A 26122-nucleotide genomic window follows, 5' to 3' on the forward strand; every position below is an offset into this window, starting at 1 on the left:
GTCCGGCCTAGATGCAGCGGCCACCGTCCACCTCCAGGGCGACGCCGGTGATCATCGAGGCGTCATCGGAACAGAGGAAGGCCGCCGCCGCACCCATGTCCGCCGGCGTCGAGAACCGGCCAAGCGGGATGGAGGCCAGGAATTTCGCACGAACCTCGGGCGTGTCCGCGCCCATGAAGGTCTTCAGCAGCGGGGTCTCCCCGGCCACCGGGTTCAGGGCGTTGACCCGCACCCCCGACGGCGCCAGCTCGATGGCCATGGCCCGGGTGGCGGTGATGACCCAGCCTTTCGAGGCGTTGTACCAGGTCAGATTCGGGCGCGGGCTGACGCCGCCCGTGGAGGCGATGTTCAGGATGGCGCCCCCGCCGGCGGCCTTCATCAGGGGCACCACCTCGCGGGCCGTCAGATAGATGGATCGGGCGTTCACGGCGAAGACGCGCTCGAACTCCTCCGGCGGCAGGTCTTCCATCGGCTGGGGCTGGTGGCCCACCCCGGCGTTGTTCACCAGGATCTCGATGCGGCCCAGGTCGGCCGTTTGTCGAACCAGGGCGTTGACCTGATCCGCGTCGGAGACATCGACCCCGACGCCCAGGGCCTGGCCTCCCAGGTCCGCAGCCAGGGCCGCCGCCGCGGCCTCGTTGCGGTCGGCGACGACCACCCGCGCGCCCTCGGCGGCGAAGCGACGGGCGATGCCCTCGCCAAAACCGGACGCGCCCCCCGTGACGATAGCGATCCTGCCGTCCAGTCTCATCTCGGCTCCTAACCGTGATAGGCCGCGACGGTCTTCAGGGTGGAGAACCCATAGAGCGCCTCGAACCCCTTTTCCCGTCCATGGCCGGACTTGCCCACGCCGCCGAACGGCAGTTCGACCCCACCCGCGGCGCCATAGTTGTTCAGGAAGACCTGACCGGCCCTGAGACGCCGGGCCAGCCGCATCTGCCGGCCGCCGTCCGCCGTCCAGACGCCCGCCACCAGCCCATAATCGGTGCCGTTGGCCAGGGCGACCGCCTCGTCCTCCGTCTCGAACGGCGTCACCACCACGGCCGGGCCGAATATCTCTTCCTGGGCCAGCCGGTGATCCGCCGGGACATCCGCGAACAGGGTCGGCCGGACGTAATGGCCGCCGGCGGGCGCATCCTCGACGATCCGACCCTCGGCCGCGACCAGGCCATCGGCCCGCCCCAGTTCGAGATACCCTTCGACCATGGCCTTCTGCCGCGCCGAAATCAGCGGCCCGACGTCCAGGTCGGCCATGGCCGGGCCGACGCGCAGGGCCTCGTACCGCTCCTTCAGGGCGGACAGAAGCTGGCGGTAGACGCCCGTCTGCACCAGGATTCTCGACCCGGCGGAACAGGTCTGGCCCGCGTTCTGGATTCCGGCGTTGACCAGGAAAGGCAGGGCCTTTTCCAGGTCCGCGTCATCGAACACGATCTGCGGCGACTTGCCGCCCAGCTCCAGGGTGACCGGCACCGCATTGGCGGCGGCGGCCTGCTGGATCATGGCGCCGACCCCGGTCGATCCGGTGAAGGAGACGTGCCCCACCCCGGCGTGTCCCGCCAGGGCGGCCCCGGCCACGGACCCCAGGCCCGTGATGACGTTCAGCGCCCCGGCCGGAAGTCCCGCCTCCATGGCGATCCGCGCGAAGGCCAGGGCGGTCAGCGAGGCCTGCTCCGCCGGCTTCAGCACCGCCGCATTGCCCATGGCCAGCGCCGCCCCGACCGAGCGTCCGATGATCTGCATCGGATAGTTCCACGGGATGATGTGGCCGGTGACCCCGTGCGGCTCCCACAGGGTGTAGACCGTATAGCCGGCCTTGAAGGGGATGGTTTCGCCATGAACCTTGTCGGCGGCGCCGCCGTAGAACTCCATATACCGCGCCAGTGCGACCACATCGGCCCGCGCCTGGCTCAGCGGCTTGCCGACGTCCCGCGCCTCCAGCACCGCCAGGTCGTCGACATAGGCCAGCACCGCCTGGCCGATGTTCGCCAGAATTCGGCCCCGGTCGGCCGCCGCCAGCGCGCCCCAGTCGGAATCGAGCGCCGCCCTGGCGGCCTCCACCGCCCCATCGACATCCGCAGCGGTCGCGGCGGCGATGTCCGCGATCACCTCGCCGGTCGAGGGGTCCTCGACCGGGATCGCCTCGGCGGCGTCGGCCCTGCGCCAGCGACCACCGATCAAAAGCGTGTTTGACTTCATGGACTCTAACATCGGCGCCAGTGGGCTATATGGCGCCATCGACAACAACCCCTTTTCTAACGCTCCCTAAGTCACTGGATTCACGCGTTTGGTCGGGCTATCTTTGCCCGATCCGCAACATCCGCAACAACGGACGCACCCTCATGACGGTCGATGTCGGCAGCCGGTTGCGCTTCGTTCGGGAACGTCAGGGCCTGTCCCAGCGCGAGCTTTCCAAGCGCGCGGGCGTGACCAATTCCACCATATCCCTGATCGAGGCGGGACGGATGAACCCCTCGATCGGCGCCCTGAAGCGCATTCTGGACGGCATTCCCGTCGGCCTGTCCGAATTCTTCGCCATCGTCCCCGAGGCCTCGTCCCGCTTCTTCTACACGGCGGACGAACTGACAGAGATCGGCAAGGGGCTGATCTCCTATCGCCAGGTCGGTGAAAGGGTGTTCGGCAAGACCCTCCAGATCCTCAGCGAAACCTACCAGCCGGGCGCCGACACCGGCCGGGTCCCCCTGATGCACGAAGGCCAGGAAGGGGCGGTCGTCATCAGCGGACGGCTGGAGGTCACGGTCGAAGGGCGGGTGCGCGTCCTGGGTCCCGGCGACGCCTATTATTTCGAAAGCCACAAGCCGCACCGCTTCCGCTGCGTCGGCCAGGAACCCTGCCGCCTGATCAGCGCCTGCACCCCACCCAGCTTCTAGCGGCGCGCGCCCCTCACTCCCACTCTATTGTAAACAAGACATTTTTATCTTTTATATTCAATGGCTTATTTTCCTGCTAATTGGTAATACCATGAAAAATACCATGCTCAGAAAAGGCTTAACAATATTTTGAAAAATTGCCTACTGAGCGCTGCCGCACAGCTCCATAGGCCGCTTTCCTGGCTTTGCTTCCAGATGTATGCTCTTCTGCTCCTGCAGCTAATGGATCACCGCAAACAGGTTACTCGCCTGGGGATTCCCTTTCGACCCGAGCATCCGTATGAGACTCATGCTCGATTATTATTATTATAGAAGCCCCCATGAATAAATCGCTCATCATTTTCGGCATCGTCAACATAACCTCGGACAGTTTCTCCGATGGAGGCCGGTATCTGGCGCCAGACGCAGCCATTGCGCAGGCGCGTAAGCTGATGGCCGAGGGGGCAGATGTGATCGACCTCGGTCCGGCATCCAGCAATCCCGACGCCGCGCCTGTTTCGTCCGACACAGAAATCGCGCGTATCGCGCCGGTGCTGGACGCGCTCAAGGCAGATGGCATTCCCGTCTCGCTCGACAGTTATCAACCCGCGACGCAAGCCTATGCCTTGTCGCGTGGTGTGGCCTATCTCAATGATATTCGCGGTTTTCCAGACGCTGCGTTCTATCCGCAATTGGCGAAATCATCTGCCAAACTCGTCGTTATGCATTCGGTGCAAGACGGGCAGGCAGATCGGCGCGAGGCACCCGCTGGCGACATCATGGATCACATTGCGGCGTTCTTTGACGCGCGCATCGCGGCGCTGACGGGTGCCGGTATCAAACGCAACCGCCTTGTCCTTGATCCCGGCATGGGGTTTTTTCTGGGGGCTGCTCCCGAAACCTCGCTCTCGGTGCTGGCGCGGTTCGATGAATTGCGGCTGCGCTTCGATTTGCCGGTGCTTCTGTCTGTTTCGCGCAAATCCTTTCTGCGCGCGCTCACAGGCCGTGGTCCGGGGGATGTCGGGGCCGCGACACTCGCTGCAGAGCTTGCCGCCGCCGCAGGTGGAGCTGACTTCATCCGCACACACGAGCCGCGCCCCTTGCGCGACGGGCTGGCGGTATTGGCGGCGCTGAAAGAAACCGCAAGAATTCGTTAACTGCACATTCGGGATATTTCTCTATATTCGCGGTTCAGCAGGCATGTCCCCTTTGAGGGCGACCCGACGACAGGATAATCGACCTTATGGTGCGCAAATATTTCGGCACAGACGGTATTCGTGGCAAAGCCAACGAAGGCGCGATGACGGCGGAAACCGCCTTGCGCGTCGGCATGGCGGCTGGCCGTGTCTTTCGTCGCGGTGACCACCGCCATCGTGTCGTGATCGGCAAGGATACGCGCCTGTCGGGCTATATGCTTGAACCCGCGCTCACAGCCGGTTTCACCTCGATGGGCATGGACGTATTCCTTTTTGGCCCGCTGCCGACAACGTATAGGAAGAATAAACGCCCTTTTCACCCAAGTCCAACAGCTTTGGACCGCAGTTGACTCTTTCGACACCCCTGCGATGCAACCCAATCCGGCTGACGGGGAGCCAGCAACGCTGAAAATTTACCCTCCTCTTTCCCACTAGCGGCTCCTTTTCCGACAACCAGCACGGCGGATCCCTGCCGCGGCGCTGTGAACGCAGCATTTTGATTGGTATCGTTGGCCTTCAGGCTCGTCAGTCAAACAGACCCAGGAGCAGCTCAGCCGGTGGCGCCCGGCTTTCGGGTAACGCCCTGGTCCCGCTGGTTTCGGCTTTGTGCTTCAGGTGATCAAGGATCTGCTTGATCACTATAGGGTCTTCAATGCAGGCGATGACTTTCATGGCGCCGCCGCAGCCGCTGCAGGTCTCGATGTCGATATTGAAAACACGCTTGAGCCGTTGCGCCCATGTCATCGACGCTCGCCGTTGTGCTGGTGTTGCCGGTTCATCAGCCACCCTGACCTTGTTGCCCCTGCCCCGTTTTGCCGGCGTGACCAACGCCCGGTGCCGACTGTTGGGTGCGAACACCCCGTGGAAGCGGGTTAGGTTGACTCTGGGCTTCGGTACCAGGGCGGCCAGCCTTGCAATGAAATCCAATGGTTCGAAAATGACGTGCGTGGTGCCGTCCCGGTACGGCGTCTTGAGCTGGTAGCGCACGTTGCCGCCTCGTGTTAACGACAGCCGCTTCTCGGATACCGCCGGGCGGCTGATGTACCGGCACAGCCGTTCGAGCTTCTTGCGTTCATCGGCCCTGGCCGCCACGCCGGCGTGCAGGCTGGACCCGGCTACCTTGCCAATCCCGTCACCGAACGGATCACCACTGGTCGGCAGAGTTTGCAAAGTGAACACCTTTCGCCCCGCCTGTGAACCGACAGCGATACGGTAAGTGATCGAGTGCCCCAGCAGGGGTGTCATCGGGTCGTCATCCACCGCATCCGAGGCCAGATAGCTGTTTTCGACATCCCGTTCCAGCAGGCCTTGCCGTTCCAGATAGCGACCCACCCGGTGGGCGATGGTGTGCGTCAGCTGGGTGAGCTCTGGGCTGGTCGGCGCCTTGACCCAGCGGAAACGCGCTGAGCCGTGGGATTGCTCGACATACACACCGTCGAGAAACAGCATGTGGAAGTGAACATTCAGATTGAGCGCCGATCCAAAACGCTGGATCAGGGTGACCGCGCCCGTCTTGGCCACTTGGTGGGTATGGCCCGCTTTCTTGACCAGGTGCGTGGCAATGACGCGGTAAACGATGCCCAGCACCCACCCCATGATCTCGGGCCGGCTGGCAAACAGGAAACGCAGCTGAAACGGGAAGCTCAACACCCACTGACGCATGGGTTGTTCAGGCAGTACTTCATCAACCAGCAAGGCGGCACTTTCGGCCATCCGCCGCGCCCCACAGCTCGGGCAGAAACCGCGACGCTTACAGCTGAAAGCGACCAGGTGCTCGGCGTGGCAAGACTCGCAGCGAACCCGTAGAAAGCCATGCTCCAGCCGCCCGCATTGGAGAAATTCTTCAAATTCCCGTTGCACATAGCCCGGCAATTCCTTTCCCTGCTCTGCCATAAGCGCAGCGAATGCCGGGTAATACTCGTCAACGATCTGATAGAGAAGGGTTTGCTCGGGTCGGTGGCTCTGGTAACGACCAGTATCCCGATCCCGGCTGGCCGTCCTGGCCGCCACATGAGGCATGTTCCGCGTCCTTGCAATACTGTGTTTACATACAGTCTATCGCTTAGCGGAAAGTTCTTTTACCCTCAGCCGAAATGCCTGCCGTTGCTAGACATTGCCAGCCAGTGCCCGTCACTCCCACTCGATGGTCCCGGGCGGCTTGGACGTCACGTCATAGACGACGCGGTTGACGCCGCGCACCTCGTTGATGATCCGCGTCGCCGTGCGGGCCAGGACATCCCACGGGAACTGGAAGAAATCGGCCGTCATGCCGTCGGTCGAGGTGACGGCGCGCAGGGCCAGCACCTTCTCATAGGTGCGGGCGTCGCCCATCACCCCCACCGTCTTGACCGGCAGCAGCACCGCGAACGCCTGCCAGATCTCGTCATACAGGCCCGCCTTGCGGATCTCGTCCAGATAGATGGCGTCCGCTTCCTGAAGGGTCGCCACGGCGTCGGGCGTGATCTCGCCCGGAATGCGGATGGCCAGGCCCGGCCCCGGGAAGGGATGGCGGCCCACGAAGGCGTCGGTCAGGCCCAGTTCGCGGCCCAGGGCCCGCACCTCGTCCTTGAACAGTTCGCGCAGGGGCTCGACCAGTTTCAGCTTCATATAATCGGGCAGGCCGCCGACGTTATGGTGGCTCTTGATGACGGCGCTGGGGCCGCCCGAGGCCGAGACGCTCTCGATCACGTCGGGATACAGCGTCCCCTGGGCCAGGAATTCGGCGCCCTCGATCCTGTTCGCCTCGCGGTCGAACACGTCGATGAATATCTTGCCGATGGTCTTGCGCTTGGTTTCCGGATCCGACACCCCGGCCAGGGCGCCCAGGAATTCCTGTGACGCATCAACATGGATCAGCGGAATGTTGTAGTGTTCCCGGAACAGGGTCGTGACCTGTTTCGCCTCATCCTTGCGCAACAGGCCGGTGTCGACGAAGACGCAGGTCAGCTGGTCCCCGATGGCCTCGTGGATCAGCACCGCCGCCACCGAACTGTCGACCCCGCCCGACAGGCCGCAGATCACCTTGCCGGTTCCCACCTGGGCGCGGATTTTCTGGACCTGTTCGTCGCGATAGGCGGCCATGGTCCAGTCGCCGGTCAGGCCCGCGATCCGGTGGGTGAAATTCTTCAGGATCGTCGCCCCGCGCGGGGTGTGCATCACCTCGGGGTGGAACTGGACGCCATAGATCTTGCGCGCCTCGTCGCCGATGGCGGCGAAGGGGGCGCCTTCAGAGGTGGCGATGACCTCGAAGCCGGGGGGAATGGCGGTGACGCGGTCGCCGTGGCTCATCCACACAGGCTCGCCCTCGCCCACCCCGGCCAGGCCGGCGAACAGGGGGCTGTCCTTCTGGACCGCGATCTCGGCGCGACCGAACTCGCGGTGGTGGCCGCTTTCCACCTTGCCGCCCAGCTGGGCGCAGATGGCCTGCTGGCCGTAGCAGATGCCCAGAACCGGCACGCCCGCCTCGAACAGGGCGGCATCGGCGCGCGGGCTTGCGGTTTCCGTCGTCGACGCCGGGCCGCCCGACAGGATGATGGCCTGGGGCTTCATCGCCGCCAGGGCCGCCCCCGCCTTGTCGAACGGATGGATCTCGCAATAGACCCCCGCCTCGCGCAGGCGCCGCGCGATCAGCTGGGTCACCTGGCTGCCGAAATCGACGATCAGCACCTTCTGGTGGGCGGCGGTGGTCATGGGATCGTTTCCGAAACAGGGGATTGGGCGGGGTCTTGGCCGGGACCGGCCGTCATTTCAAGCAGGCTCAGACCCTGCGACTGCAGGCCGTCCGTCAGCCGATCCAGCGCCGCCGCCAAATTCGCATCGACCAGATGCAGGGTCCCGGTCCAGTCGCTCAGAACCTTCAGCTCGGCCTTGCCGTCCGACACGCCGCGCAGGGCGATCAGGGGAACGCCGAACGTCTGGGCCGCGCGCACCAGGGCCCAGGTCTCCATGTCCACCATCTCGGCCGCGATGGCGTCATAGGCGGCGCCGGACACCACATTCGCCCCGGTCGACAGGCGCGCGCAGGGCACACCGGCGATGGGGCACGGCAGGGTCAGGACGGCGGGCAGGTCCAGCAGGGGCGTGATCCCCCTCTCGAACCCCAGCGGGCTGGCGTCCATGTCGCGATAGGCCACCGACGACGCCTGATAGACCGCCGCATGGTCCAGCACCCGCGACCCGCACGACCCCAGCGAGACGACCAGGTCCGGCGCCTGACCGGTCGCCTCCAGCCGCGCCAGGGCGGCGGTCAGGGACACCGCCGCCTCGACCGGGCCGATGCCGGTCATCAGGGGATCGATGCGCGCCCGCAGATGCTCCCCATATTCCGCCGGCGCCGCCATGACCGGCAGGACGACGACATCACCATAGCGTTCCAGCCTCATGCCGACCGCTCATAAAGGGCGGCGAAGAAGCCGTCGGTGTTCGTCGATGCCGGCGACAGGCGCAGGCGATGCATTCCTCCCCCATCGGGGGAGGGGGACCGCGAAGCGGTGGATGGGGCCAACCCCAGACTCCGCAGCCCGGACCAGCCCCCTCCACCATCCTTCGGATGGTCCCCCTCCCCCAAGGGGGGAGGAGCGAACATAGCCACGGGCCGGAACTCAGGATGCCCCGCCTCGAAGGCGTCGGCGCTGGCCTCGTTCTCGGCCGCCAGCATGGAACAGGTGACATAGATCAGCCGCCCGCCCGGCCGCACCAGTTTCGCCGCCTGGCCCAGGATGCGCACCTGCAAGGCGTGCAGACGCGCCACCTCGTCCGTCGTCAGGCGCCAGGCGTCCTCGGGCCGGCGTCGCCATGTGCCCGAACCGCTGCACGGCGCATCGACGAAGACCAGGTCGGCGGCGCCGTTCAGGTCTTCCATCCCCCCGCCATTCTGACCCAGCAGGCGAAGCTCCGCCTCGACCCCCGCGCGCGCCAGCCGGGGCCGGATGGCGTCCAGCCGCTTCTGCACGACGTCGGAGGCGATAAGTCTTCCCTTCCCCCCTCGCGGGGGAAGGTGGGCGGCGGAGCCGCTCGGATGGGGGGGCTGGTCCCTCGTCTCGTCTGCAGGATGATCGGGTGTGTCGCCAACAGCCCCCTCATCCGTCTCGCGCTGCGAGCCACCTTCTCCCCCGAGGGGAGAAGGAAACATCGCGGCCGCCAGCCCCAGGGTCTTGCCCCCGCCGCCGGCGCAATAGTCGACCACCGTCATGCCGGGCGCGGCGCCGGCCAGGGCGCAGACGATCTGGCTGCCCTCGTCCTGGATCTCGATGCGGCCATCCCTGAAGGCGTCGGTCGCCTGGATGTTCGGCGGCGGCTCGCTGGCCAGACGCAGGCCCACGGGCGACCACGGCGTCCGCGTCGCCTCAAGCCCGACGTGGGCCAGTTCGGCGCGCTCGGTCGCCACGTCCGTCTTCAGCGTATTGACCCGCAGGTCGATGGGCGCGCGCGGCGCCATCAACCCTTGCGCCTCCTCGGCCCAGCGATCGCCGAAGGTCGCCTTGAAATCCTCGACCACGAAGGCCGGCAGGCCCGCCGCGACCCAGCCGGGCAGGTCCCCCTCGCCCGCCGCCGTCAGACGGCTGCGTTCCTGTTTCGACAGCGGACGCGGACCATAGCCGTCGCCCGAATGCAGGGCCTCGATCTCGTCCAGAGCCAGGCCGTCGATCAGGCTGAGCGATCCGATCACCAGCGCCCGTCCGTCCTCGCGCCCGCCCATGGCCCACGACAGGCGGGCGCGGGCGCGCAGCACCTTATAGACCCGGTCGGCAATGGCCTTGCGGTCCTTGGACCCGGCGTAGCGGTTGGCCTGGCCCCAGGCTTTCAGCACGGCCTCGGCCGGCTGGCGGCCCTGGGCGATGGAATCCAGGACCGAGGCGGCGGCGGCGAGACGGGCGGCAGGGGTCACGGAACCTCAGATCAGACGAACAGGGCGGCGATGACCATGACCAGCCCGGCCAGGCTGACCGCCCAGGCCAGCGACCGCACATAGGCAATCCCGAAGGCATAGAGCGGCAAATAGACCAGCCGCCCGAAGAAATAGAGATGCGTCCCCAGGAAGGTCATCTGGCCGTCCTCGCCCGCCACATGGGCCATGATGACGGCGGCGGCGAAGATCGGCAGGGTCTCGAACAGATTGGCCTGGGCCCGCATCAGCCGCCCGGCCAGCGGCCCCGGCGGCGGCGGCACGCCGTCGCGCGCGCCGGCGTTCCACTTCAGACCCAGTTCGCGCGTTCGCGCCGACGCCGCCCACAGGATCTGGACCAGGGCCAGGATCAGGGTGAAGGCCAGCATGATGAACTCAGGCGTCATATCCATGGTCTTGACCCTCCCCGGTCAGCCCTGACGATAGTTGGGCGCCTCGCGCGTGATCATCACGTCGTGGACATGGCTTTCGCGCAGGCCCGCCCCGGTGATGCGCACGAACCGCGCCCGTTGCTGGAAGTCTTCGATGGTCGCGGCGCCGACATAGCCCATGGCCGCGCGCAGGCCGCCGACCAGCTGGTGGATCACCGGGCTGATCGGTCCCTTGTAGGGGGTCTGGCCCTCGATGCCCTCGGGCACGAGCTTCTGGGTCTCGACCTCCTTCTGGAAATAGCGGTCGGCCGACCCGGCCCCCATCGCCCCGACCGATCCCATGCCGCGATACGACTTGTAGCTCCGGCCCTGATACAGGAAGACCTCGCCCGGGCTCTCGTCCGTGCCGGCGAACATCGAGCCCATCATGGCGCAGGACGCGCCCGCCGCGATGGCCTTGGCCAGGTCGCCCGAATATTTGATGCCGCCGTCGGCGATGATCGGCACGCCCGTTTCCCTCGCCGCGCGCACGGCCTCCATGATGGCCGTCAGTTGGGGCACGCCCACGCCCGCGACGATGCGGGTGGTGCAGATGCTGCCCGGCCCGATGCCCACCTTCACCGCATCGGCGCCCGCGTCGATCAGGGCGCGGGCGGCGTCATAGGTGGCGACGTTTCCGGCGACGACCTGCAGCCGGTTGGTCTCGCGCTTCACCCGCTCGACCGCTCGGGCGACCTGGACCGAATGGCCATGGGCGGTGTCGATCACCACCACGTCCGCGCCCGCCTCGGCCAGAGCCATGGACCGTTCATAACCGCTGTCACCCACGGTCGAGGCCGCGCCGACCAGCAGCCGGCCCTGGTCGTCCTTGGCCGCATGGGGGAAGGCCTGGGCCTTCTCGATATCCTTCATGGTGATCAGGCCGACCGCGCGCCCGGCCTCGTCGGTGACGATCACCCGCTCGATCTTGCGGTCACGCAGGATGGCCAGGGCCTCGTCACGCCCCGCCCCCTCGGCCACGGTGAACAGCGGCCCGGTGGTCATCAGATCGGCGGCCTTGCGGTTCAGGTCGTTCTCGAACCGCATGTCGCGGTTGGTCAGCATTCCGACCAGCCTGCCCGACTTCGGGTCCACCACCGGGAAGCCGGTGATCTTCCTGCGCGCCACGATCTCGCGCACCTGGCCCAGGGTGGTGTCCGGCGTCACCGTGACCGGATCGACCACCATGCCGCTTTCATAGCGTTTCACCTGGCGGACCTGATCGGCCTGGTCCTCGACCGTCAGGTTGCGGTGCAGGATCCCCAGCCCCCCCGCCTGGGCCATGGCGATGGCCAGGCGCGCCTCGGTCACCGTGTCCATGGCCGAAGAGGCCAGGGGGATGTTCAACCGGATGTCTCGGGTCAGGCGGGTCGAGGTGTCCGCGTCGGCGGGCATGACCTCGGACGGGCCGGGTTCCAGCAAAACATCGTCGAAGGTCAGGCCTTCGCGTATCTCCATCAGGAGCCTCCGTTTTGCGGGCCGCGTATCCCCTGCGCCGGGACTGGTGTCAACCGTCCGCCGCGCCCGCGAACGGATTACGCACCACCAGATCGCCGAACCGCCGTCCGTCCTGCAGGTCTTCGGTCAGCAGAAGCCCGCACCCGGCGCGTGACGCCGAGGCGACGATGCAGGCGTCATAGATGTGAAGCTGGGCTTCCGCAGCCAGCTTCAGCCCGTCCGAGTGGGTGGCGACATCCAGCGGAACCACCTGCAGGCCCGATTTCCGAAAACCTGCGGAGACGTCGTCGATTTCTCGCCAGCTCCGGCCCAGCTTGCGCTTCGCGACGGCCGCGAACTCGTTCAGCACCTGGACGCTGATCACGCCTCCGTTAACGAGGACGGTCTTGGCGATGTCCGATTTCCAACCCTGATCCGTCACGGCGTAGATCAGGATATTGGTGTCCAGGAAGGGTCTACTTCCGCTCATTGGATTCGAGACGATCAAACCGGAAGCCGGGCGGAACGGGCCAGGCCAGTTTCCTGATCTGCTTGATCGCCTCGCGCCGCCGCTCGTCCTTCTCGATCTCCAGCCTGTCCTTGCCGACCACCGTCACCGCGATCTCGTCGCCGTCGTGCAGATCCAGCGCCTCGACCACCTTGGCGGGCAGCCGCACGGCCAGGCTGTTGCCCCATCGTGAAACCTTGGGCATGACGCGCCTCCATGGATATACATTCTCAAATGTATATCATCGCCGGTTCAGCGCAACCCAATAGACCTCGGAACTGCCCTTGCGGCTGGCTTGGGGCTTGACCGTCTTCACCGTCTCGAAATGGGTCCGCAGGTCATCCAGAACCCCGCCCGCGTCCCCGCCCTGGAAGCTCTTGGTCACGAAGACGCCGCCGGGCCGCAAGGTGCGGATGGCGAAGTCGGCGGCGATCTCGATCAGGGCGATGATCTTCAGGTGGTCGGTCTGGCGATGGCCGATGGTGTTGTGCGCCATGTCCGACAGCACCAGGTCCGGCGCCCCGCCGATCAGGTCGATCAGCTGCTGGTCCACGCCGGGCGTGGTGAAGTCCGCCTGGATCAGCTCGGCCCCCGCGATATGTTCGATGGGCAGAAGGTCCACCCCCGCGACCGCCGCCGCCCCCCGCTTCAGCGCCACCTGGACCCAGCCGCCGGGCGCCGCGCCCAGGTCGATCACCCGCGACCCCGGCCGGATCAGACGATGTTTGTCGTCGATCTCCATCAGCTTGAAGGCCGCGCGGCTGCGCCATCCCTCGGCGCGGGCGCGGTCGGACCAGGGGTCGGCCAGCTGCCGCTTGATCCACTGCTGGCTGGACATCGACTTCTTGTCGGCGGTCTTGATCTTCTGGCCCATGCCGCGCCCGGCCGCCGTGCCGCCCGTGGGCGGGCGCACCATGCGGCGCCTTTCAGCCTGGGGGCGTTCGGGGGGCTTTTCGTCCTCGCTCATGCCTCTCCCATAGCGGTCGCCGCCGTCAGTCGCTATGTCCGCTCGCACATTCCGATCACAGGAGGGCCCCATGGCCGAAACCCTCACCTTCACCGTCGACACCGGCGCCGGAACCGGCGACGTGGTCATCAAGCTACGCCCCGACCTAGCCCCCGGCCACGTCGCCCGCATCACCGAACTGGCCGGCGAGGGCTTCTATGACGGCGTGGTCTTCCACCGCGTCATCCCCGGCTTCATGGCCCAGGGCGGCGACCCGACCGGCACCGGCTCGGGCGGCTCCAAGAAGCCGAACCTGAAGCAGGAATTCAGCGCCGAGCCGCACGTGCGCGGCGTCTGCTCCATGGCCCGCACCTCGGACCCGAACAGCGCCAATTCGCAGTTCTTCATCTGCTTCGACGACGCCACCTTCCTGGACCGCCAGTACACCGTCTGGGGCCAGGTCGAATCGGGCATGGAGCACATCGACGCCCTGCCCAAGGGTGAGCCGCCCCGCGCGCCCGGCAAGATCGTCAAGGCGACGGTGGGCTAGGACGCCTGAAGGCGGGGGATCAGTCCCCCGCCCACCAGCGCAGGCTGACCGGCCGGGCCCGGCCGTCGACGGTCAGGGTCCCGGTCAGAACCGCCCCCTCGGCGCCCAGGTTGCGCCGCGACTCGGCCAGGGCGCCGGCGTCCAGCCGCCCCTCGAACCTGACGACGCCCAGCCGTTCCGACCGTCCCTCGAACCGCACCCGGTCCCCGCTGACGGCGTAGGATGTGGGCAGGACGCGCGCCCGGCCGCTACGGCTTTCGCCCAGTTCGGTCTGGACCATCGGGCTGTCGCGGTCCTCGAACTCGATCATGATGGGGGCGAAGGTCTCGCTGCGCTGGCCCGCCTCCCAGGCCGCGAAATCGGCCGCCTGACCCATGAACAGGTGATGGAAGACCCATCCCCCGCCCGCCGCCTCGGTCGTCGGCAGATAGTATCCCGACTGGTCCTGCTCGATCTCGCTGGTGAAGACGGGCGCGGCGGCCGGCGCCCCTTCCCCCTTCGACGCCGCCCCCTTCGACGTCTCCGGCGGCTCGCACCCGGCGACGGCCAGCGCCAGGGCGGCGCCCGACAGGATCAGGATGCGGCGCATCAAGGCTCTCCTACGGCAGATGGGTCAGGACGCGCAGCCAGCCTTCGGCCTGGGCCGCGTCAATGGCCTCGAACAGGGGAATGGCGATCAGGAAGGCCAGGCCGTCCCGCAGCGTCAGCAGGAAGAAGGCCGGGCGCACCACCCGCTCCTCGTCGTCCCGCCAGGCCGAGAACCGGGGCAGGAAACGCGGCGTGCGGCGCACATAGGCGGCATAGGTCTCGCCGAACTCCCGGCTCAGCCAGGCCTCTTCCTTGCGGACGGTGGCGCGGAAGATCACCCAGGCCGCGACCACGAAGATCGCCGCCACGGTGATCTGGCCGGTCTGGGCGCCGATGCCGAAGGCGCCGATGAAGCTGAAGACATACAGAGGATTGCGGCTGATCGAATAGGGGCCGCGATCAACGATCTCGGCCTTCTTGCGCCCGCCGATATACAGCGAGCACCAGGCCCGTCCGACGATGGCGATGACGATGGCGCCCAGGCCCGCCGCCTCGACCGCCTCGTGCCAGTCGCCCTCGACTCCTCCGGGCGACTGCAGAAACAGAGTGGCCCCGATCAGGGCCAGGCCCAGCACCAGGACGGCCGCCTTGCGCAGTTTCTGGACGGCCTGGATATCGAAGGCGGACGGCAAGGCGGGCATCGACGGGCTCCGGAAAGAGGACGGCCGCGGACCCTCGCCCGCGGCCGGTCCAACGGATCAGCGATCCAGCGCCCGGTCAACGGCCTGGAAGGCGCTCCAGGCCAGTTCGGTGGCGCTGATGAAGACCGACGGCGTCACCTTGTCGAAGTCGTCGGTCGGCTTGTGATAGTCCGGGTGGAAATTCACCCCGAAATACAGGAACGGCAGGCCTGCCCGATGGAAGGCGCCGTGGTCCGACGCCATGACCCAGTTGTCGGCGCCGGTGTCCTCGGGCGTGTCCTTGCCGAAGGCCAAGCTGATCGCGCCATTGGCGGGAATGGGCTCCAGCAGGGGCCGCAGGTTCGGATGCTGGTACGTGCCGGTGACCCACAGCTTGCCGTCGCTCTCGGCCCGCGCCGTCATGTCGTAGTTCAGGTTGATGGCGATGGAGGTCAGGGGCACCGGCGGCGCCTCGACGAAATGCTTGGCCCCCAGCAGGCCCCGCTCCTCCCCGTCCACCAGGGCGATCAGCACACTGTGCTCCGGCGCCGTCGCCTTCAGCCGGGCGACGATCTCCAGCAGGGTCGAGACCCCCGAGGCGTTGTCGTCGGCGCCGTTGTAGATCTCGCCGTTCTTGACCCCCTCGTGGTCATAGTGGGCGGTCAGGACGATATAGCGATCCGCCGCCCGCGTGCCCGGAATGACGCCCAGGATGTTGGTCCCGTTGAAGGTCACGGTCGAGCCGTCGCGGCGATTCACCGTCGCCTCGAACGGCTGCAGCCGCCCCATGGCCGGCGCCGCCACCCCCATGGCCTCCAGCCGCCCGACCAGATAGGCCCGCGCCCGCTCGCCGCCGGGCGAGCCGATCAGCCGCCCCTCCATGTCGTCGGCCGACAGGGTCCGCAGATCGTCCATCAGCTGGGCGTAGCGGTCGATCTGGGGCGTGGCCGGAACCGGGGCCGCCGGCTCCACCACTGTCGAACTCATGCAGGCCGACAGGGCCAGTGCGGTCAGGCTGACCAGGGCGAAACGGGCGGGGATCGGGCGCATGGAGGCTCCAGCTTGCGGATTCGGGCGCGACCTTAACGACGGTCCGGCGCGGCGTCAGCTTAACGTCCTGTCATGCCGAGGCTAGAACCTCATGGACCTTTCCGCCGTTTGCGATTCCCATGAACGCCATTCCCGTCGACGATCTGACCGAAGACCAGGCCCGTCAGGAGCTGGCCCGCCTGGCGTCCGAACTGGCCCATCACGACCGCCTCTACCATCAGGACGACGCGCCCCAGATCAGTGACGCCGACTATGACGCCCTAAAGGTCCGCAACGGCGCCATGGAGGCCCGCTTCCCCGCCCTGGTCCGCACCGACAGCCCCAGCCTCAAGGTCGGCGCCGAGGCCTCCAGCCAGTTCGCCCCGGTCCGCCACGGCGTGCCGATGCTCAGCCTGGACAACGCCTTCGACGATCAGGAGGTGGCCGATTTCGTCGCCCGCATCCGCCGCTTCCTCAAGCTGGGCGAAAAGGAAGACCTGGCCTTTGTGGCCGAGCCCAAGATCGACGGCCTGTCCGCCAGCCTGCGCTACGAAAAGGGCGTCCTGGTCCGCGGCGCCACCCGCGGCGACGGCAAAACGGGCGAGGACGTCACCGCCAATCTGAAGACCATCGCCGACATCCCCCAGCGCCTGTCCGGCGACGGCTGGCCCGACGTCATCGAGGTGCGGGGCGAGGTCTATGCCCCCAACGAGGCCTTCGACGCCTTCAACGCGGCGGCCGAGGCGGCGGGCCAGCGCACCTACGCCAACCCCCGCAATTTCGCCGCCGGCTCCCTGCGCCAGAAGAACCCGGAGACCACGGCGACGCGTCCCTTGCGCTTCTTCGCCTACGCCTGGGGCGAACTGTCCGCCCCCTTCGCCGACAGCGAATGGGATGGGCTGGAGATCCTGCAGGACTGGGGCTTCATCACCCCCGGCGTCTGGCGCGTCTCGGGCCAGGCCCAGTTTGCAACCGACAGCCTGATCCAGACCTACCAGGATCTTCAGACCCGCCGCGCCGCCCTGGGCTATGACATCGACGGCGTGGTCTACAAGGTCGACCGCATCGACTGGCAACAGCGTCTGGGCTTCATCGCCCGCAGCCCCCGCTGGGCCATCGCCCACAAATTCCCGGCCCAGCAGGCGACCACGGTGCTGGAAGGCATCGACATCCAGGTGGGGCGCACCGGCTCCCTGACCCCCGTCGCCCGCCTGCACCCCGTCACCGTCGGCGGCGTGGTGGTGCGCAACGCCACCCTGCACAACGAAGACGAGATCGCCCGCAAGGACGTGCGCATCGGCGACACCGTGGTGCTGCAACGCGCCGGCGACGTCATCCCCCAGATCGTCGCCATCGTGCCGGATCGCCGCCCCGCCGACGCCGCGCCCTATGTCTTCCCGACCCACTGCCCCGTCTGCGGCTCCGAGGCCGTGCGCGAGGAAGGCGAGGCGCGCCGCCGCTGCACCGGCGGCCTGATCTGCAACGCCCAGATCGTCGAGCGGCTGAAGCATTTCGTCAGCCGCCGAGCCTTCGACATTGAAGGTCTTGGCGAAAAACAGCTGATCGCCTTCCACGAGCGGGGCTGGATCCGCGAACCGGCCGACATCTTCCGCCTGGCGCGTGACGAGGAAAAACTGGCGACCCTGCGCGCCGAAGACGGCTATGGCGAGACCAGCGTGCGCAACCTGGTCGCCGGCATCGTGGCGCGACGCACCATCGCCCTGGACCGCCTGATCTTCGCCCTGGGGGTGCGCGAGATCGGGGAACAGACCTCCCTGCTGCTGGCGCGCGAGTTCGGCAGTTGGGACGCCTTCCATGCGGCAGGGCTCCAAGCGGCGGCAGGCATACCCTCGGCCGACTGGACGGCGCTCAGCCTGACGCCGGGCATATCGCCGCGCGTCCTGTCCATCCTCGCCGCCGCCGAACCGGCCCAGGCCGACCCCTGGCCCGAGGCGCCGCTGGATCAGAAGATCGCCCTGGCCTTCCCCGGCCTGGCCGCCCCCGCCCGCCGCGCCCTGGCCGAGCGCGCGCCCGACTGGCCTTCCTTGCGCCGCCTGGCCCAGGTCGCGCGCGACGAAGGCCCGTCCGAGACCCTGGGCCGCATCGCCGGGATCGCCGGGGTCGGCCCCGTCGCCGCCCGCGCCATCGCCGACTTCTTCCACGAGGACCACAACAAGGCCGTGGTCGCCGCCCTGGTCGCCGAACTGGACCGGGTCGAAGACGCCGAACGGCCCCAGACCGACACAGCGGTGGCGGGCAAGACGGTGGTCTTCACCGGCGCCCTGGAGCGGTTCACCCGCGACGAGGCCAAGGCCCGCGCCGAAAGCCTGGGGGCCAAGGTGTCCGGCTCGGTGTCGAAGAAGACCGACTATCTGGTCGCCGGCCCCGGCGCCGGATCGAAACTGGCCGAGGCCCAGAAGCACGGCGTCACCGTCCTCACCGAAGACGACTGGCTGGCCCTGATCGCCTGACCTGCCTGGACCATTTCCGGTTCAGTCGGAATCGACTGAGCCCAGAAAAATGGTTCAGCTTCTGCCGGAGCGTAGCGGGGGCGATCTATCCGCGAGCCGCGTGCGTGACAGGTTCACGCCCTCGCGCGCCGCTGGAACCCCGGCCTCGCATCGCTCGCCGTAGGATGCCGAAAAGGAGGTTGGCACGGTTCACGCAGGGTGTGACTGGACGCCTCTACAAATCAGGCCATCATTCCCTATCTGATCCATCGACTCCCCAAGACGGACGACGAATGCCCATCCAAAGGCCCGGCGACGCGGGCGGCGGTTCTGGAACCGCCACCGTCACCGAAACCAAGCCGAAGCTTCAGAAGCCCTCGCTGTATCGGGTGCTGATCCTGAACGACGACTACACGCCGATGGAATTCGTCGTCTATGTGCTGGAGCGGTTCTTCCAGAAGGACCGCGAGGACGCGACCCGCATCATGCTGCATGTGCACCAGCATGGCGTCGGGGTGTGCGGCGTCTACACCTACGAAGTGGCCGAAACCAAGGTCGCCCAGGTGGTCGAGACGGCGCGGCGCCACCAGCATCCCCTGCAATGCACGATGGAAAAGGACTGAGAGGAGCCTTCGCATGCCTTCGTTTTCCCGTCCTCTCGAAGAAACCCTGCACCGCGCGGTCCACTATGCGAACACGCGCCGGCACGAATACGCCACGCTGGAGCACCTGCTGCTGGCCCTGGTCGACGACCCGGACGCCTCGGGCGTGATGCGGGCCTGCAACGTCGACCTGACGGCGCTGAAGACCGCCCTGACCCTTTATGTCGACAACGACCTGGCCGCCCTGGCCACGGCGGACGGCGAGGACGCCAAGCCCACCGCCGGCTTCCAGCGGGTGATCCAGCGCGCGGTGATCCACGTCCAGTCGTCGGGCCGCGAGGAGGTGTCGGGCGCCAATGTCCTGGTGGCTATCTTCTCCGAACGCGAGAGCCACGCCGCCTACTTCCTGCAGGAGCAGGAGATGACACGGTATGACGCGGTCAATTTCATCGCCCACGGCATCGCCAAGACCGGCTCGGGCGAGACCCGTCCCGTCCGCAGCGGCCAGAGCCCCGAGGACGCCGATGACGCCGCCGCCGTCAAACAGGGTGGCGAGGCGCTGGAGGCCTATTGCATCGATCTGAACGAGAAGTCGCGCCAGGGCCGGATCGACCCCCTGATCGGCCGCATGGCCGAGGTCGAACGCTCGATCCAGATCCTGTGCCGCCGCACCAAGAACAACCCCCTGCTGGTCGGCGAACCCGGCGTCGGCAAGACCGCCATCGCCGAAGGCCTGGCGCGCAAGATCGTCAACGGCGAGGTGCCGGACGTGCTGAAGGGCGCGACCATCTACAGCCTCGACATGGGCGCCCTGCTGGCCGGCACCCGCTATCGCGGCGACTTCGAGGAGCGGCTGAAACAGGTCGTCAAGGAACTGGAAAACCACGACAACGCCATCCTGTTCATCGACGAGATCCACACGGTGATCGGCGCCGGCGCAACCAGTGGCGGGGCCATGGACGCCTCCAACCTGCTGAAGCCGGCCCTGGCGTCGGGAACCCTGCGCTGCATGGGTTCGACCACCTACAAGGAATACCGCCAGCATTTCGAGAAGGACCGCGCCCTGGTCCGCCGCTTCCAGAAGATCGACGTCAACGAACCGACGGTCGAGGACACGGTCAAGATCCTGAAGGGGCTGAAGACCTATTACGAGCAGCATCACAAGCTGCGCTACACCGAGGCGGCGGTGCGCACGGCGGTCGAGTTGTCGGCCCGCTACATGACCGACCGCAAACTGCCGGACAAGGCCATCGACGTCATCGACGAGGCGGGCGCGTCGCAGATGCTGCTGCCCGAATCCAAGCGCAAGAAGGTCATCGGCCAGAAGGAGGTCGAGGCGGTCATAGCCAAGATGGCCCGCATCCCGGCCAAGTCGGTTTCCAAGTCCGACACCGAATCCCTGCGCGATCTGGAACGTGACCTGAAGCGCGTCGTCTTCGGCCAGGAGGGCGCCATCGAACAGGTGTCATCGGCCATGAAGCTGGCCCGCGCCGGCCTGCGCGATCCGAACAAGCCGATCGGCTGCTTCCTGTTCTCCGGCCCGACCGGCGTCGGCAAGACCGAGGTGGCCAAGCAGCTGGCCGCCACCCTGGGCATCGAGATGCAGCGCTTCGACATGTCCGAATACATGGAGCGCCATACGGTCAGCCGCCTGATCGGCGCCCCTCCGGGCTATGTCGGCCATGACCAGGGCGGGCTTCTGACCGATGCGGTGGACCAGCATCCGCATGCGGTGGTCCTGCTGGACGAGATCGAGAAGGCCCACCCGGACGTCTACAACATCCTGCTGCAGGTGATGGACAACGGCATGCTGACCGATGCGGTCGGCAAGAAGGTCGATTTCCGGAACGTCATCCTGATCATGACCACCAACGCCGGCGCCGCCGACAACGCCCGCGCGGCCATCGGTTTCGGTCGCGGCAAGGTCGAGGGCGAGGACGACAAGGCCATCCAGCGCCTGTTCGCGCCCGAGTTCCGCAACCGCCTGGACGCCATCGTCGCCTTCAAGGCGCTGGACGCCGAGACCATCAAGTCGGTGGTGACGAAGTTCGTCCTGCAACTTGAGGCCCAGCTGGCGGACCGCAACATCACCATCGAACTGACCGACGAGGCGGCCGACTGGCTGGCCAAGAACGGCTTCGACGAACTGTATGGCGCCCGTCCCCTGGCGCGGGTCATCCAGGACTCGATCAAGAAGCCCCTGGCCGACGAGATCCTGTTCGGACGGCTGGTGCGCGGCGGCCATGTGAAGGTCGCGCTGGTGGACGGCAAGATCGCCTTCGACATCGGCGGTTCGGCCGATGCGGCGACGCGCGAAGCCGCGGAAGAACCGGCCGACTGATCAAGCGGACAGACGCACACGAGGGCCCGGATGGCGACATCCGGGCCTTTTCGTTTGCGCCGCCAGGGTTCAGGCTGCGGCCGAACGCGGAGACGATCATGACAGGCGCCGTCCTGACCGAACGCCAGAAGAAGTGGTTCGCCACCGTCCAGGCCAATCTGGAAAAGAACACCGGCCGGTCCCTGGCCGACTGGGTCGAGATCATGAAGACCTGTCCCGAGACCGCGCCGCGCGCCCGGGCGGCCTGGCTGAAGGCTGAATACGGGGTGGGCCAGAACCACGCCGCCCAGATCCTGGACGCCTGCGCCCCCTCGGCCGGGCCCGGCTGGGACGAGGCCGCCGAACTGCGCGCCGCCCTGTGGAAGGACCCCGCCGCCCTGGCCATCCTGGAGGCGATCGAGGCCGCCGCCGCCGCCGGCATCATCTCGGGCCAGCGCAAAGGCTACACCAGCTTCTCGCGCGCGGTTCAGTTCGCCGCGACCCGGCCGCTGAAGGGCGGGCGCGCCCTGCTGGGGCTGAAGCTGGAGCCGACAGCCTCCCCTCGCCTGTCGCCCGCCGTGCGCCGGGAGAGCTGGTCGGAACGACTGACGGCGGTGGTCGAGCTGGACGGGCCGCAATCCGTCGACGCCGAGATCGCCCGCCTGTTCGCCCTGGCCGCCGAGCGCGGCTGAGCCCCTAACCCGCCGCGGCCTCGAACACCGCCTTCTGGGCGGCGAAGGCGCGCTGGAAGGCCGGACGCGCCCGGCCGCGCGCCAGATAGGCCGTCAGATTGGGGAAGGCCTCCATCAGGCCCGAGCTTTCGGCCCGCATCAGCACATTGATCATCATCAGGTCGCCGGCGCTGAAACCGCCGTCCAGCCACTCGGCCTGACCCAGGCGGTCGGACAACTGGCCCAGGCGCGTGCGGACACGGTCTTGCAGCATCGGCTGGCGCTGGGCGAACCAGGGCTTGTCCGTCTCCAGAACCGTGGCCATCGATATCTCCACGATCGGCGGCTCGACCGTGTTCACGGCCGCGAACATCCAGGCGATGGCGCGCGCCCGGGCGTCCGCTTCTTCCGGCAGAAGCCCGCCATAAGTCTCGGCGATGTGCAGGACGATGGCCCCGGTCTCGAACAGGGTCAGGCCGCCGGACTCGAAGGTCGGAATCTGGCCGAACGGATGCAGGGCCATGTGCGGCGGCTGTTTCATCGCCGCGAAGTCGACCAGACGCACGTCATAGGACTGGCCCACCTCCTCCAGCGCCCAGCGGACCCGCATGTCGCGCGCCAGGCCTCGGCCCCGGTCGGGCGAGCGTTCGAAGGCGGTGATGATCGGGGCCATAGGGTCCTCCCTGGCGAACATACGGAGACGTATCGGTTTCCCTCTCCCGATGGGAGAGGACTTGAGCCTCCGGGAGCGTAGCGATCGGTCAGACGAAAGGGTGAGGGGCGGATGTGGCCGATCGCGCCCTGACCTCGACGAGCCGACCCTCACCCTTTCGCGCAAGGCCAATCGCCCCGACGGGCTCTTGGGCGCTTAAGCCCTCTCCCATCAGGAGAGGGCCGGTCCAGACACAGAACGCCCCAGATGTCGCACCGGCGCCGGATCATTGTTCCCGTCCCGTCAACGGCCTATCTTGGCCTCATGACTATGCGTTGGAGCCCCGACAGCTGGCGGTCGAAACCCGTGGTGCAAATGCCCACGGACTATCCGGACGCGCGCGCCCTGGCGGCGGTCGAGGATGAACTGGCCGCCATGCCGCCCCTGGTCTTCGCCGGCGAGGCGCGCAACCTGACCCAGCGCCTGGCCCAGGTCGAGGCGGGCGAGGCCTTTCTGTTGCAGGGCGGCGACTGCGCCGAAAGCTTCAAGGAATTCTCGACCGACAACATCCGCGACGCCTTCCGCCTGATCCTGCAGATGGCGGTGGTCCTGACCTTCGCGGGTAGGAAGCCGGTGGTGAAGGTCGGCCGCATCGCGGGCCAGTTCGCAAAGCCGCGCTCGTCCGGGCTGGAGACCATCGGCGACCAGACCCTGCCCAGCTATCGCGGCGACATCATCAACGGCATGGCCTTCACCGCCCAGGACCGCCTGCCCGATCCTCAGCGCCTCCTGAAGGCCTATCACCAGTCGGCGGCGACCCTGAACCTGCTGCGCGGCTATGCCAGCGGCGGTTATGCCGACCTGTACAACATCCATCGCTGGACCCTGGGGTTCGCGGGCGACAACGCCTATGGCGCCCGTTATCGCGACCTGGCCGACAAGATCGGCGAGGCCCTGGCCTTCATGGAGGCGGTGGGCGTGACCCCCGCCACCCATCCCGATCTGGCGCGGGTCGAGGTCTTCACCAGCCATGAGGCCCTGCTGCTGAATGTCGAAAGCGCCCTGACCCGCCTGGACGGCTCGACCGGCGAATGGTTCGACACCTCGGCGCACATGCTGTGGATCGGCGAGCGGACCCGGCAACTGGACGGCGCCCATGTCGAGTTCATGCGCGGCATCAGGAACCCCATCGGCGTCAAATGCGGCCCGACGCTGGAGCCGGACGAGCTGCTGCGCCTGATCGACGCCCTGAACCCCGACAACACCCCCGGCCGCCTGACGCTGATTGGCCGGTTCGGGGCGGACAAGGTGGGCGACCGGCTGCCCGCCCTGATGGCCGCCGCCAAGGCGCACGGCAAGCGCGTGGTCTGGTCGATCGACCCGATGCACGGCAATACGCTAAAGGCCGCCAACGGCTACAAGACCCGGCCGTTCGACCGCATCCTGGCCGAGGTTCGCAGCTTCATCGACGTGGCCGAGGCCGAGGGCGTCCATCCCGGCGGCGTCCACCTGGAGATGACCGGCCAGAACGTCACCGAATGTCTGGGCGGCGCCCAGGCGGTGACCGAGGACGACCTGTCCAGCCGCTACCACACCCATTGCGACCCGCGCCTGAACGCCGATCAGGCGCTGGAGCTGGCCTTCCTGGTGGCCGAGCGGCTGAAGGCGGGGCGCCAGGCGCGCTCGGCCGCCGCATGACCCACGCCGACAGCGTCCCCCAGGGCAAGGCGCCGCCGTTGAATCCGGGCCGCGTCGCCTATCAGGGGGCGCCCGGCGCCTTCAGCCACGAGGCCTGTCTGAACCTGCGTCCTTGGGACGCGCCGATCGGGTTTCCCACCTTCCAGGACGCGATCCAGGCCATGCTGTCCGGCGACTGCGGCTGCGCCCTGATCCCGGTCGAGAACACCATCATCGGCCGGGTCGAACCCGCCGCCAGCCTGGTGGAGGCCCTGGACATGGAGCCGGCGGCCGAGGTCTGGCGCCCGATCCGGCTGGTCCTGATGGCGCCGCCGGGCGCCCGCCTGTCCGACATCCGCACGGCCGAGAGCCATCCGGCCGCCCTGGGCCAGTGCGTCCATACCCTGAAGGCCATGGGCATCGCCCCGGTCGAGGCCTTCGACACCGCCGGGGCCGCCCAGGCCGTGGCCGAGGCCGGCGACCGCACCCGCGCCGCCATCGCCCCGCGCGGCGCCGCCGACGCCTACGGCCTGTCGATTCTGAGCAACGACCTTCAGGATTCGGCCGACAACCGGACGCGATTTGTCCTGTTGAGCGCCCAAACGGCTTGACGCGGCACGATCCGTGCGCGATCCGATAGGGCAGGATCGCCGAACGATCCTCACGGAACCGGACCCATGTCCACGCTGCGCGCCACTGCCGAACTGAACACCCGCTCGCGCGCGGCCGCTTCCTATTATTTCGGCTTCTACGGCTTTCGATACGCCGGCTGAGGCGTTGGGCGCCAAACGCTCCTGACAGTCTCGCCGGCGACCGCTCAGACCCTGAGCGGCTGTTCGCCCCTATCGATTCCGTTCTTTCCGAAAGCCCGCCTCCCATGCCCCAAGCCCGCCTCCTGCAGATCTGGCCCGCCGCCGCCGTCGCCGAACCGGCCGACATCACCCCCGAACAGATGGCCCTGGCCGCCCTGCGGCACGAGATCGACCTGGTCGACGACCAGTTGCTGGCCCTGTTCGAGCAGCGGCTGCGCCTGGCCGCCCGCGTCGGCCGGGCCAAGGACGCCCCCACCGGCCCCCACACCAAGCTGCGTCCCGACCGCGAACAGGCGGTGATGGCGCGGATGCTGGACCGCTGCGATCCCGACAACGCCCCGGCCGTGGGCCATCTGTGGCGCGAGATCGTCGGCTGGGGCCTGGCCCGCCAGGGGGTGCAGAAGGTCCAGGTCTGGGCCCCGGTCGATCCGGCCCGCGCCTTCGACGGCGCCCGGCGCCGCTTCGGCGCCGCCGCCGAGATCCGCATCGCCCACGCGCCCGAGGCCGCCCTGGCCTTCGCGGCGTCCGAGGGGGGCGTCGCCGTCCTGGCCGTCAACTCGGGCGACCCCTGGTGGATCGGCCTGCGCCGCGAATGGGACAGCCTGACGGTCTTCGACGGCTTCGGCGGCGAGACCCCGACCGCCCTGGCCGTGGCCAAGATCGACCCGGCCGCCCTGCCCGCCGGCCGCCGCGTGGTGGTCAGCGCCGGCGGCGACGCCGGCGACGGCGCGGGCGCCCGCCGCTGGGCCCTGGCCACCGACCACGGCTGGTCGCTTCACCTGACCGACGCGGTCCTGCCGCTGGGCGAGCCGCATGGCTGCGTGGGGGCAGTGGGCTGAATGTGATCCCGCGAATGACAGCCTCCTCTTTGCTTGCGGACCC

Annotated in this window: 25 protein-coding genes and 1 pseudogene; 11 read left to right on the plus strand and 15 right to left on the minus strand. The window is 67.6% G+C overall.

The window, feature by feature from the left end:
* Positions 1 to 7: 7 nt before the first annotated feature.
* Positions 8 to 751 carry a glucose 1-dehydrogenase gene (locus tag KF910_RS00545; protein WP_292257810.1) on the minus strand — a complete coding sequence of 248 codons (744 nt, stop codon included), beginning with the start codon at positions 749 to 751 and terminating at the stop codon, positions 8 to 10.
* An 8-nt stretch (positions 752 to 759) separates the two neighbouring features.
* Positions 760 to 2196: an aldehyde dehydrogenase family protein gene (locus KF910_RS00550; protein ID WP_292257812.1), complete on the minus strand. Its 1437-nt coding sequence runs from the start codon at positions 2194 to 2196 to the stop codon at positions 760 to 762.
* A gap of 143 nt (positions 2197 to 2339) precedes the next feature.
* Between KF910_RS00550 and KF910_RS00555 the strand changes: the two genes are divergently transcribed.
* From KF910_RS00555 to KF910_RS00565, 3 genes and pseudogenes are all read left to right on the plus strand, one after another.
* On the plus strand, positions 2340 to 2888 hold the full coding sequence (locus KF910_RS00555) for a cupin domain-containing protein (RefSeq protein WP_292257814.1): 549 nt from the start codon (positions 2340 to 2342) through the stop codon (positions 2886 to 2888).
* 320 nt (positions 2889 to 3208) lie between these two features.
* On the plus strand, positions 3209 to 4024 hold the full coding sequence (sul2, locus tag KF910_RS00560; protein ID WP_001043260.1) for a sulfonamide-resistant dihydropteroate synthase Sul2: 816 nt from the start codon (positions 3209 to 3211) through the stop codon (positions 4022 to 4024).
* A gap of 86 nt (positions 4025 to 4110) precedes the next feature.
* Positions 4111 to 4353, plus strand: a pseudogene (locus tag KF910_RS00565) (phosphoglucosamine mutase); the annotation flags it as partial.
* Positions 4354 to 4588: 235 nt separating this feature from the next.
* Here the strand turns inward: KF910_RS00565 and KF910_RS00570 are convergent.
* The 9 genes from KF910_RS00570 to KF910_RS00610 form a co-directional block, all read right to left on the minus strand.
* Complete coding sequence (locus tag KF910_RS00570; RefSeq protein ID WP_001120888.1) at positions 4589 to 6082, minus strand: IS91-like element ISVsa3 family transposase; 1494 nt, start codon at positions 6080 to 6082, stop codon at positions 4589 to 4591.
* A 111-nt stretch (positions 6083 to 6193) separates the two neighbouring features.
* Positions 6194 to 7753 (minus strand): glutamine-hydrolyzing GMP synthase, encoded by a 1560-nt coding sequence (gene guaA, locus KF910_RS00575; protein ID WP_292258213.1) that lies wholly within the window; start codon positions 7751 to 7753, stop codon positions 6194 to 6196.
* Entirely contained in the window at positions 7750 to 8445 is a 696-nt protein-coding gene (locus KF910_RS00580; RefSeq protein ID WP_292258215.1) for a 5'-methylthioadenosine/S-adenosylhomocysteine nucleosidase, read from the minus strand. Before KF910_RS00580 ends, guaA begins: the two co-directional genes overlap by 4 nt.
* The gene (locus tag KF910_RS00585; protein ID WP_292258217.1) at positions 8442 to 9950 is read right to left on the minus strand and encodes an RsmB/NOP family class I SAM-dependent RNA methyltransferase; all 1509 of its coding nucleotides are present in this window, start codon (positions 9948 to 9950) and stop codon (positions 8442 to 8444) included. Before KF910_RS00585 ends, KF910_RS00580 begins: the two co-directional genes overlap by 4 nt.
* An 11-nt stretch (positions 9951 to 9961) precedes the next feature.
* Positions 9962 to 10360 carry an MAPEG family protein gene (locus KF910_RS00590; protein ID WP_292258218.1) on the minus strand — a complete coding sequence of 133 codons (399 nt, stop codon included), beginning with the start codon at positions 10358 to 10360 and terminating at the stop codon, positions 9962 to 9964.
* A gap of 18 nt (positions 10361 to 10378) precedes the next feature.
* Entirely contained in the window at positions 10379 to 11836 is a 1458-nt protein-coding gene (gene guaB / locus KF910_RS00595; protein WP_292258220.1) for an IMP dehydrogenase, read from the minus strand.
* A 49-nt stretch (positions 11837 to 11885) separates the two neighbouring features.
* Positions 11886 to 12305, minus strand: coding sequence for a PIN domain-containing protein (locus KF910_RS00600; protein ID WP_292258222.1), 420 nt, complete (start codon positions 12303 to 12305; stop codon positions 11886 to 11888).
* Positions 12292 to 12528 (minus strand): AbrB/MazE/SpoVT family DNA-binding domain-containing protein, encoded by a 237-nt coding sequence (locus KF910_RS00605; RefSeq protein WP_292258224.1) that lies wholly within the window; start codon positions 12526 to 12528, stop codon positions 12292 to 12294. The genes KF910_RS00600 and KF910_RS00605 overlap by 14 nt, the downstream gene beginning before the upstream one ends.
* 36 nt (positions 12529 to 12564) lie before the next feature.
* Entirely contained in the window at positions 12565 to 13290 is a 726-nt protein-coding gene (locus KF910_RS00610; RefSeq protein WP_292258226.1) for an RlmE family RNA methyltransferase, read from the minus strand.
* Between the two features lie 70 nt (positions 13291 to 13360).
* Here KF910_RS00610 and KF910_RS00615 point away from each other — a divergent pair, with 70 nt between their 5' ends.
* Entirely contained in the window at positions 13361 to 13819 is a 459-nt protein-coding gene (locus KF910_RS00615; RefSeq protein WP_292258228.1) for a peptidylprolyl isomerase, read from the plus strand.
* 19 nt (positions 13820 to 13838) lie between these two features.
* On the opposite strand, the gene KF910_RS00620 is transcribed toward KF910_RS00615, so the two are convergent.
* Genes KF910_RS00620 through KF910_RS00630 form a run of 3 tightly spaced genes read right to left on the minus strand, consistent with a single transcriptional unit; the run spans position 13839 to position 16077 of the window.
* Complete coding sequence (locus KF910_RS00620) at positions 13839 to 14408, minus strand: hypothetical protein (protein WP_292258230.1); 570 nt, start codon at positions 14406 to 14408, stop codon at positions 13839 to 13841.
* A gap of 10 nt (positions 14409 to 14418) precedes the next feature.
* Complete coding sequence (locus KF910_RS00625; RefSeq protein WP_292258232.1) at positions 14419 to 15048, minus strand: methyltransferase family protein; 630 nt, start codon at positions 15046 to 15048, stop codon at positions 14419 to 14421.
* Positions 15049 to 15105: 57 nt separating this feature from the next.
* A complete protein-coding gene (locus KF910_RS00630; RefSeq protein WP_292258234.1) occupies positions 15106 to 16077 on the minus strand; it encodes a M28 family peptidase in 972 nt (323 codons plus the stop codon).
* A 119-nt stretch (positions 16078 to 16196) separates the two neighbouring features.
* Here KF910_RS00630 and ligA point away from each other — a divergent pair, with 119 nt between their 5' ends.
* The 4 genes from ligA to KF910_RS00650 all read left to right on the plus strand — a co-directional run bounded on the left by ligA (position 16197) and on the right by KF910_RS00650 (position 22120).
* Positions 16197 to 18527 (plus strand): NAD-dependent DNA ligase LigA, encoded by a 2331-nt coding sequence (gene ligA / locus KF910_RS00635; RefSeq protein ID WP_292258236.1) that lies wholly within the window; start codon positions 16197 to 16199, stop codon positions 18525 to 18527.
* A 272-nt stretch (positions 18528 to 18799) separates the two neighbouring features.
* Complete coding sequence (gene clpS / locus KF910_RS00640) at positions 18800 to 19129, plus strand: ATP-dependent Clp protease adapter ClpS (protein ID WP_292258238.1); 330 nt, start codon at positions 18800 to 18802, stop codon at positions 19127 to 19129.
* Positions 19130 to 19142: 13 nt separating this feature from the next.
* Complete coding sequence (gene clpA / locus KF910_RS00645; protein WP_292258240.1) at positions 19143 to 21449, plus strand: ATP-dependent Clp protease ATP-binding subunit ClpA; 2307 nt, start codon at positions 19143 to 19145, stop codon at positions 21447 to 21449.
* 98 nt (positions 21450 to 21547) lie between these two features.
* The gene (locus tag KF910_RS00650; RefSeq protein WP_292258242.1) at positions 21548 to 22120 is read left to right on the plus strand and encodes a DUF4287 domain-containing protein; all 573 of its coding nucleotides are present in this window, start codon (positions 21548 to 21550) and stop codon (positions 22118 to 22120) included.
* A gap of 4 nt (positions 22121 to 22124) precedes the next feature.
* On the opposite strand, the gene KF910_RS00655 is transcribed toward KF910_RS00650, so the two are convergent.
* Positions 22125 to 22772, minus strand: a complete 648-nt coding sequence (locus KF910_RS00655) for a glutathione S-transferase family protein (protein WP_292258244.1) — start codon at positions 22770 to 22772, stop codon at positions 22125 to 22127.
* 303 nt (positions 22773 to 23075) lie between these two features.
* On the opposite strand from KF910_RS00655, the gene KF910_RS00660 reads away from it, so the two are divergent.
* The 3 genes from KF910_RS00660 (at position 23076) to KF910_RS00670 (ending at position 26079) form a co-directional block, all read left to right on the plus strand.
* Positions 23076 to 24449 carry a class II 3-deoxy-7-phosphoheptulonate synthase gene (locus tag KF910_RS00660; RefSeq protein ID WP_292258246.1) on the plus strand — a complete coding sequence of 458 codons (1374 nt, stop codon included), beginning with the start codon at positions 23076 to 23078 and terminating at the stop codon, positions 24447 to 24449.
* Entirely contained in the window at positions 24446 to 25039 is a 594-nt protein-coding gene (locus tag KF910_RS00665) for a prephenate dehydratase domain-containing protein (RefSeq protein WP_292258248.1), read from the plus strand. Before KF910_RS00660 ends, KF910_RS00665 begins: the two co-directional genes overlap by 4 nt.
* 266 nt (positions 25040 to 25305) lie before the next feature.
* Positions 25306 to 26079, plus strand: coding sequence for a chorismate mutase (locus KF910_RS00670; RefSeq protein ID WP_292258250.1), 774 nt, complete (start codon positions 25306 to 25308; stop codon positions 26077 to 26079).
* The last annotated feature ends 43 nt before the right edge of the window (positions 26080 to 26122 follow it).

The organism is Brevundimonas sp. (assembly GCF_019636155.1).
Lineage (GTDB): Bacteria > Pseudomonadota > Alphaproteobacteria > Caulobacterales > Caulobacteraceae > Brevundimonas.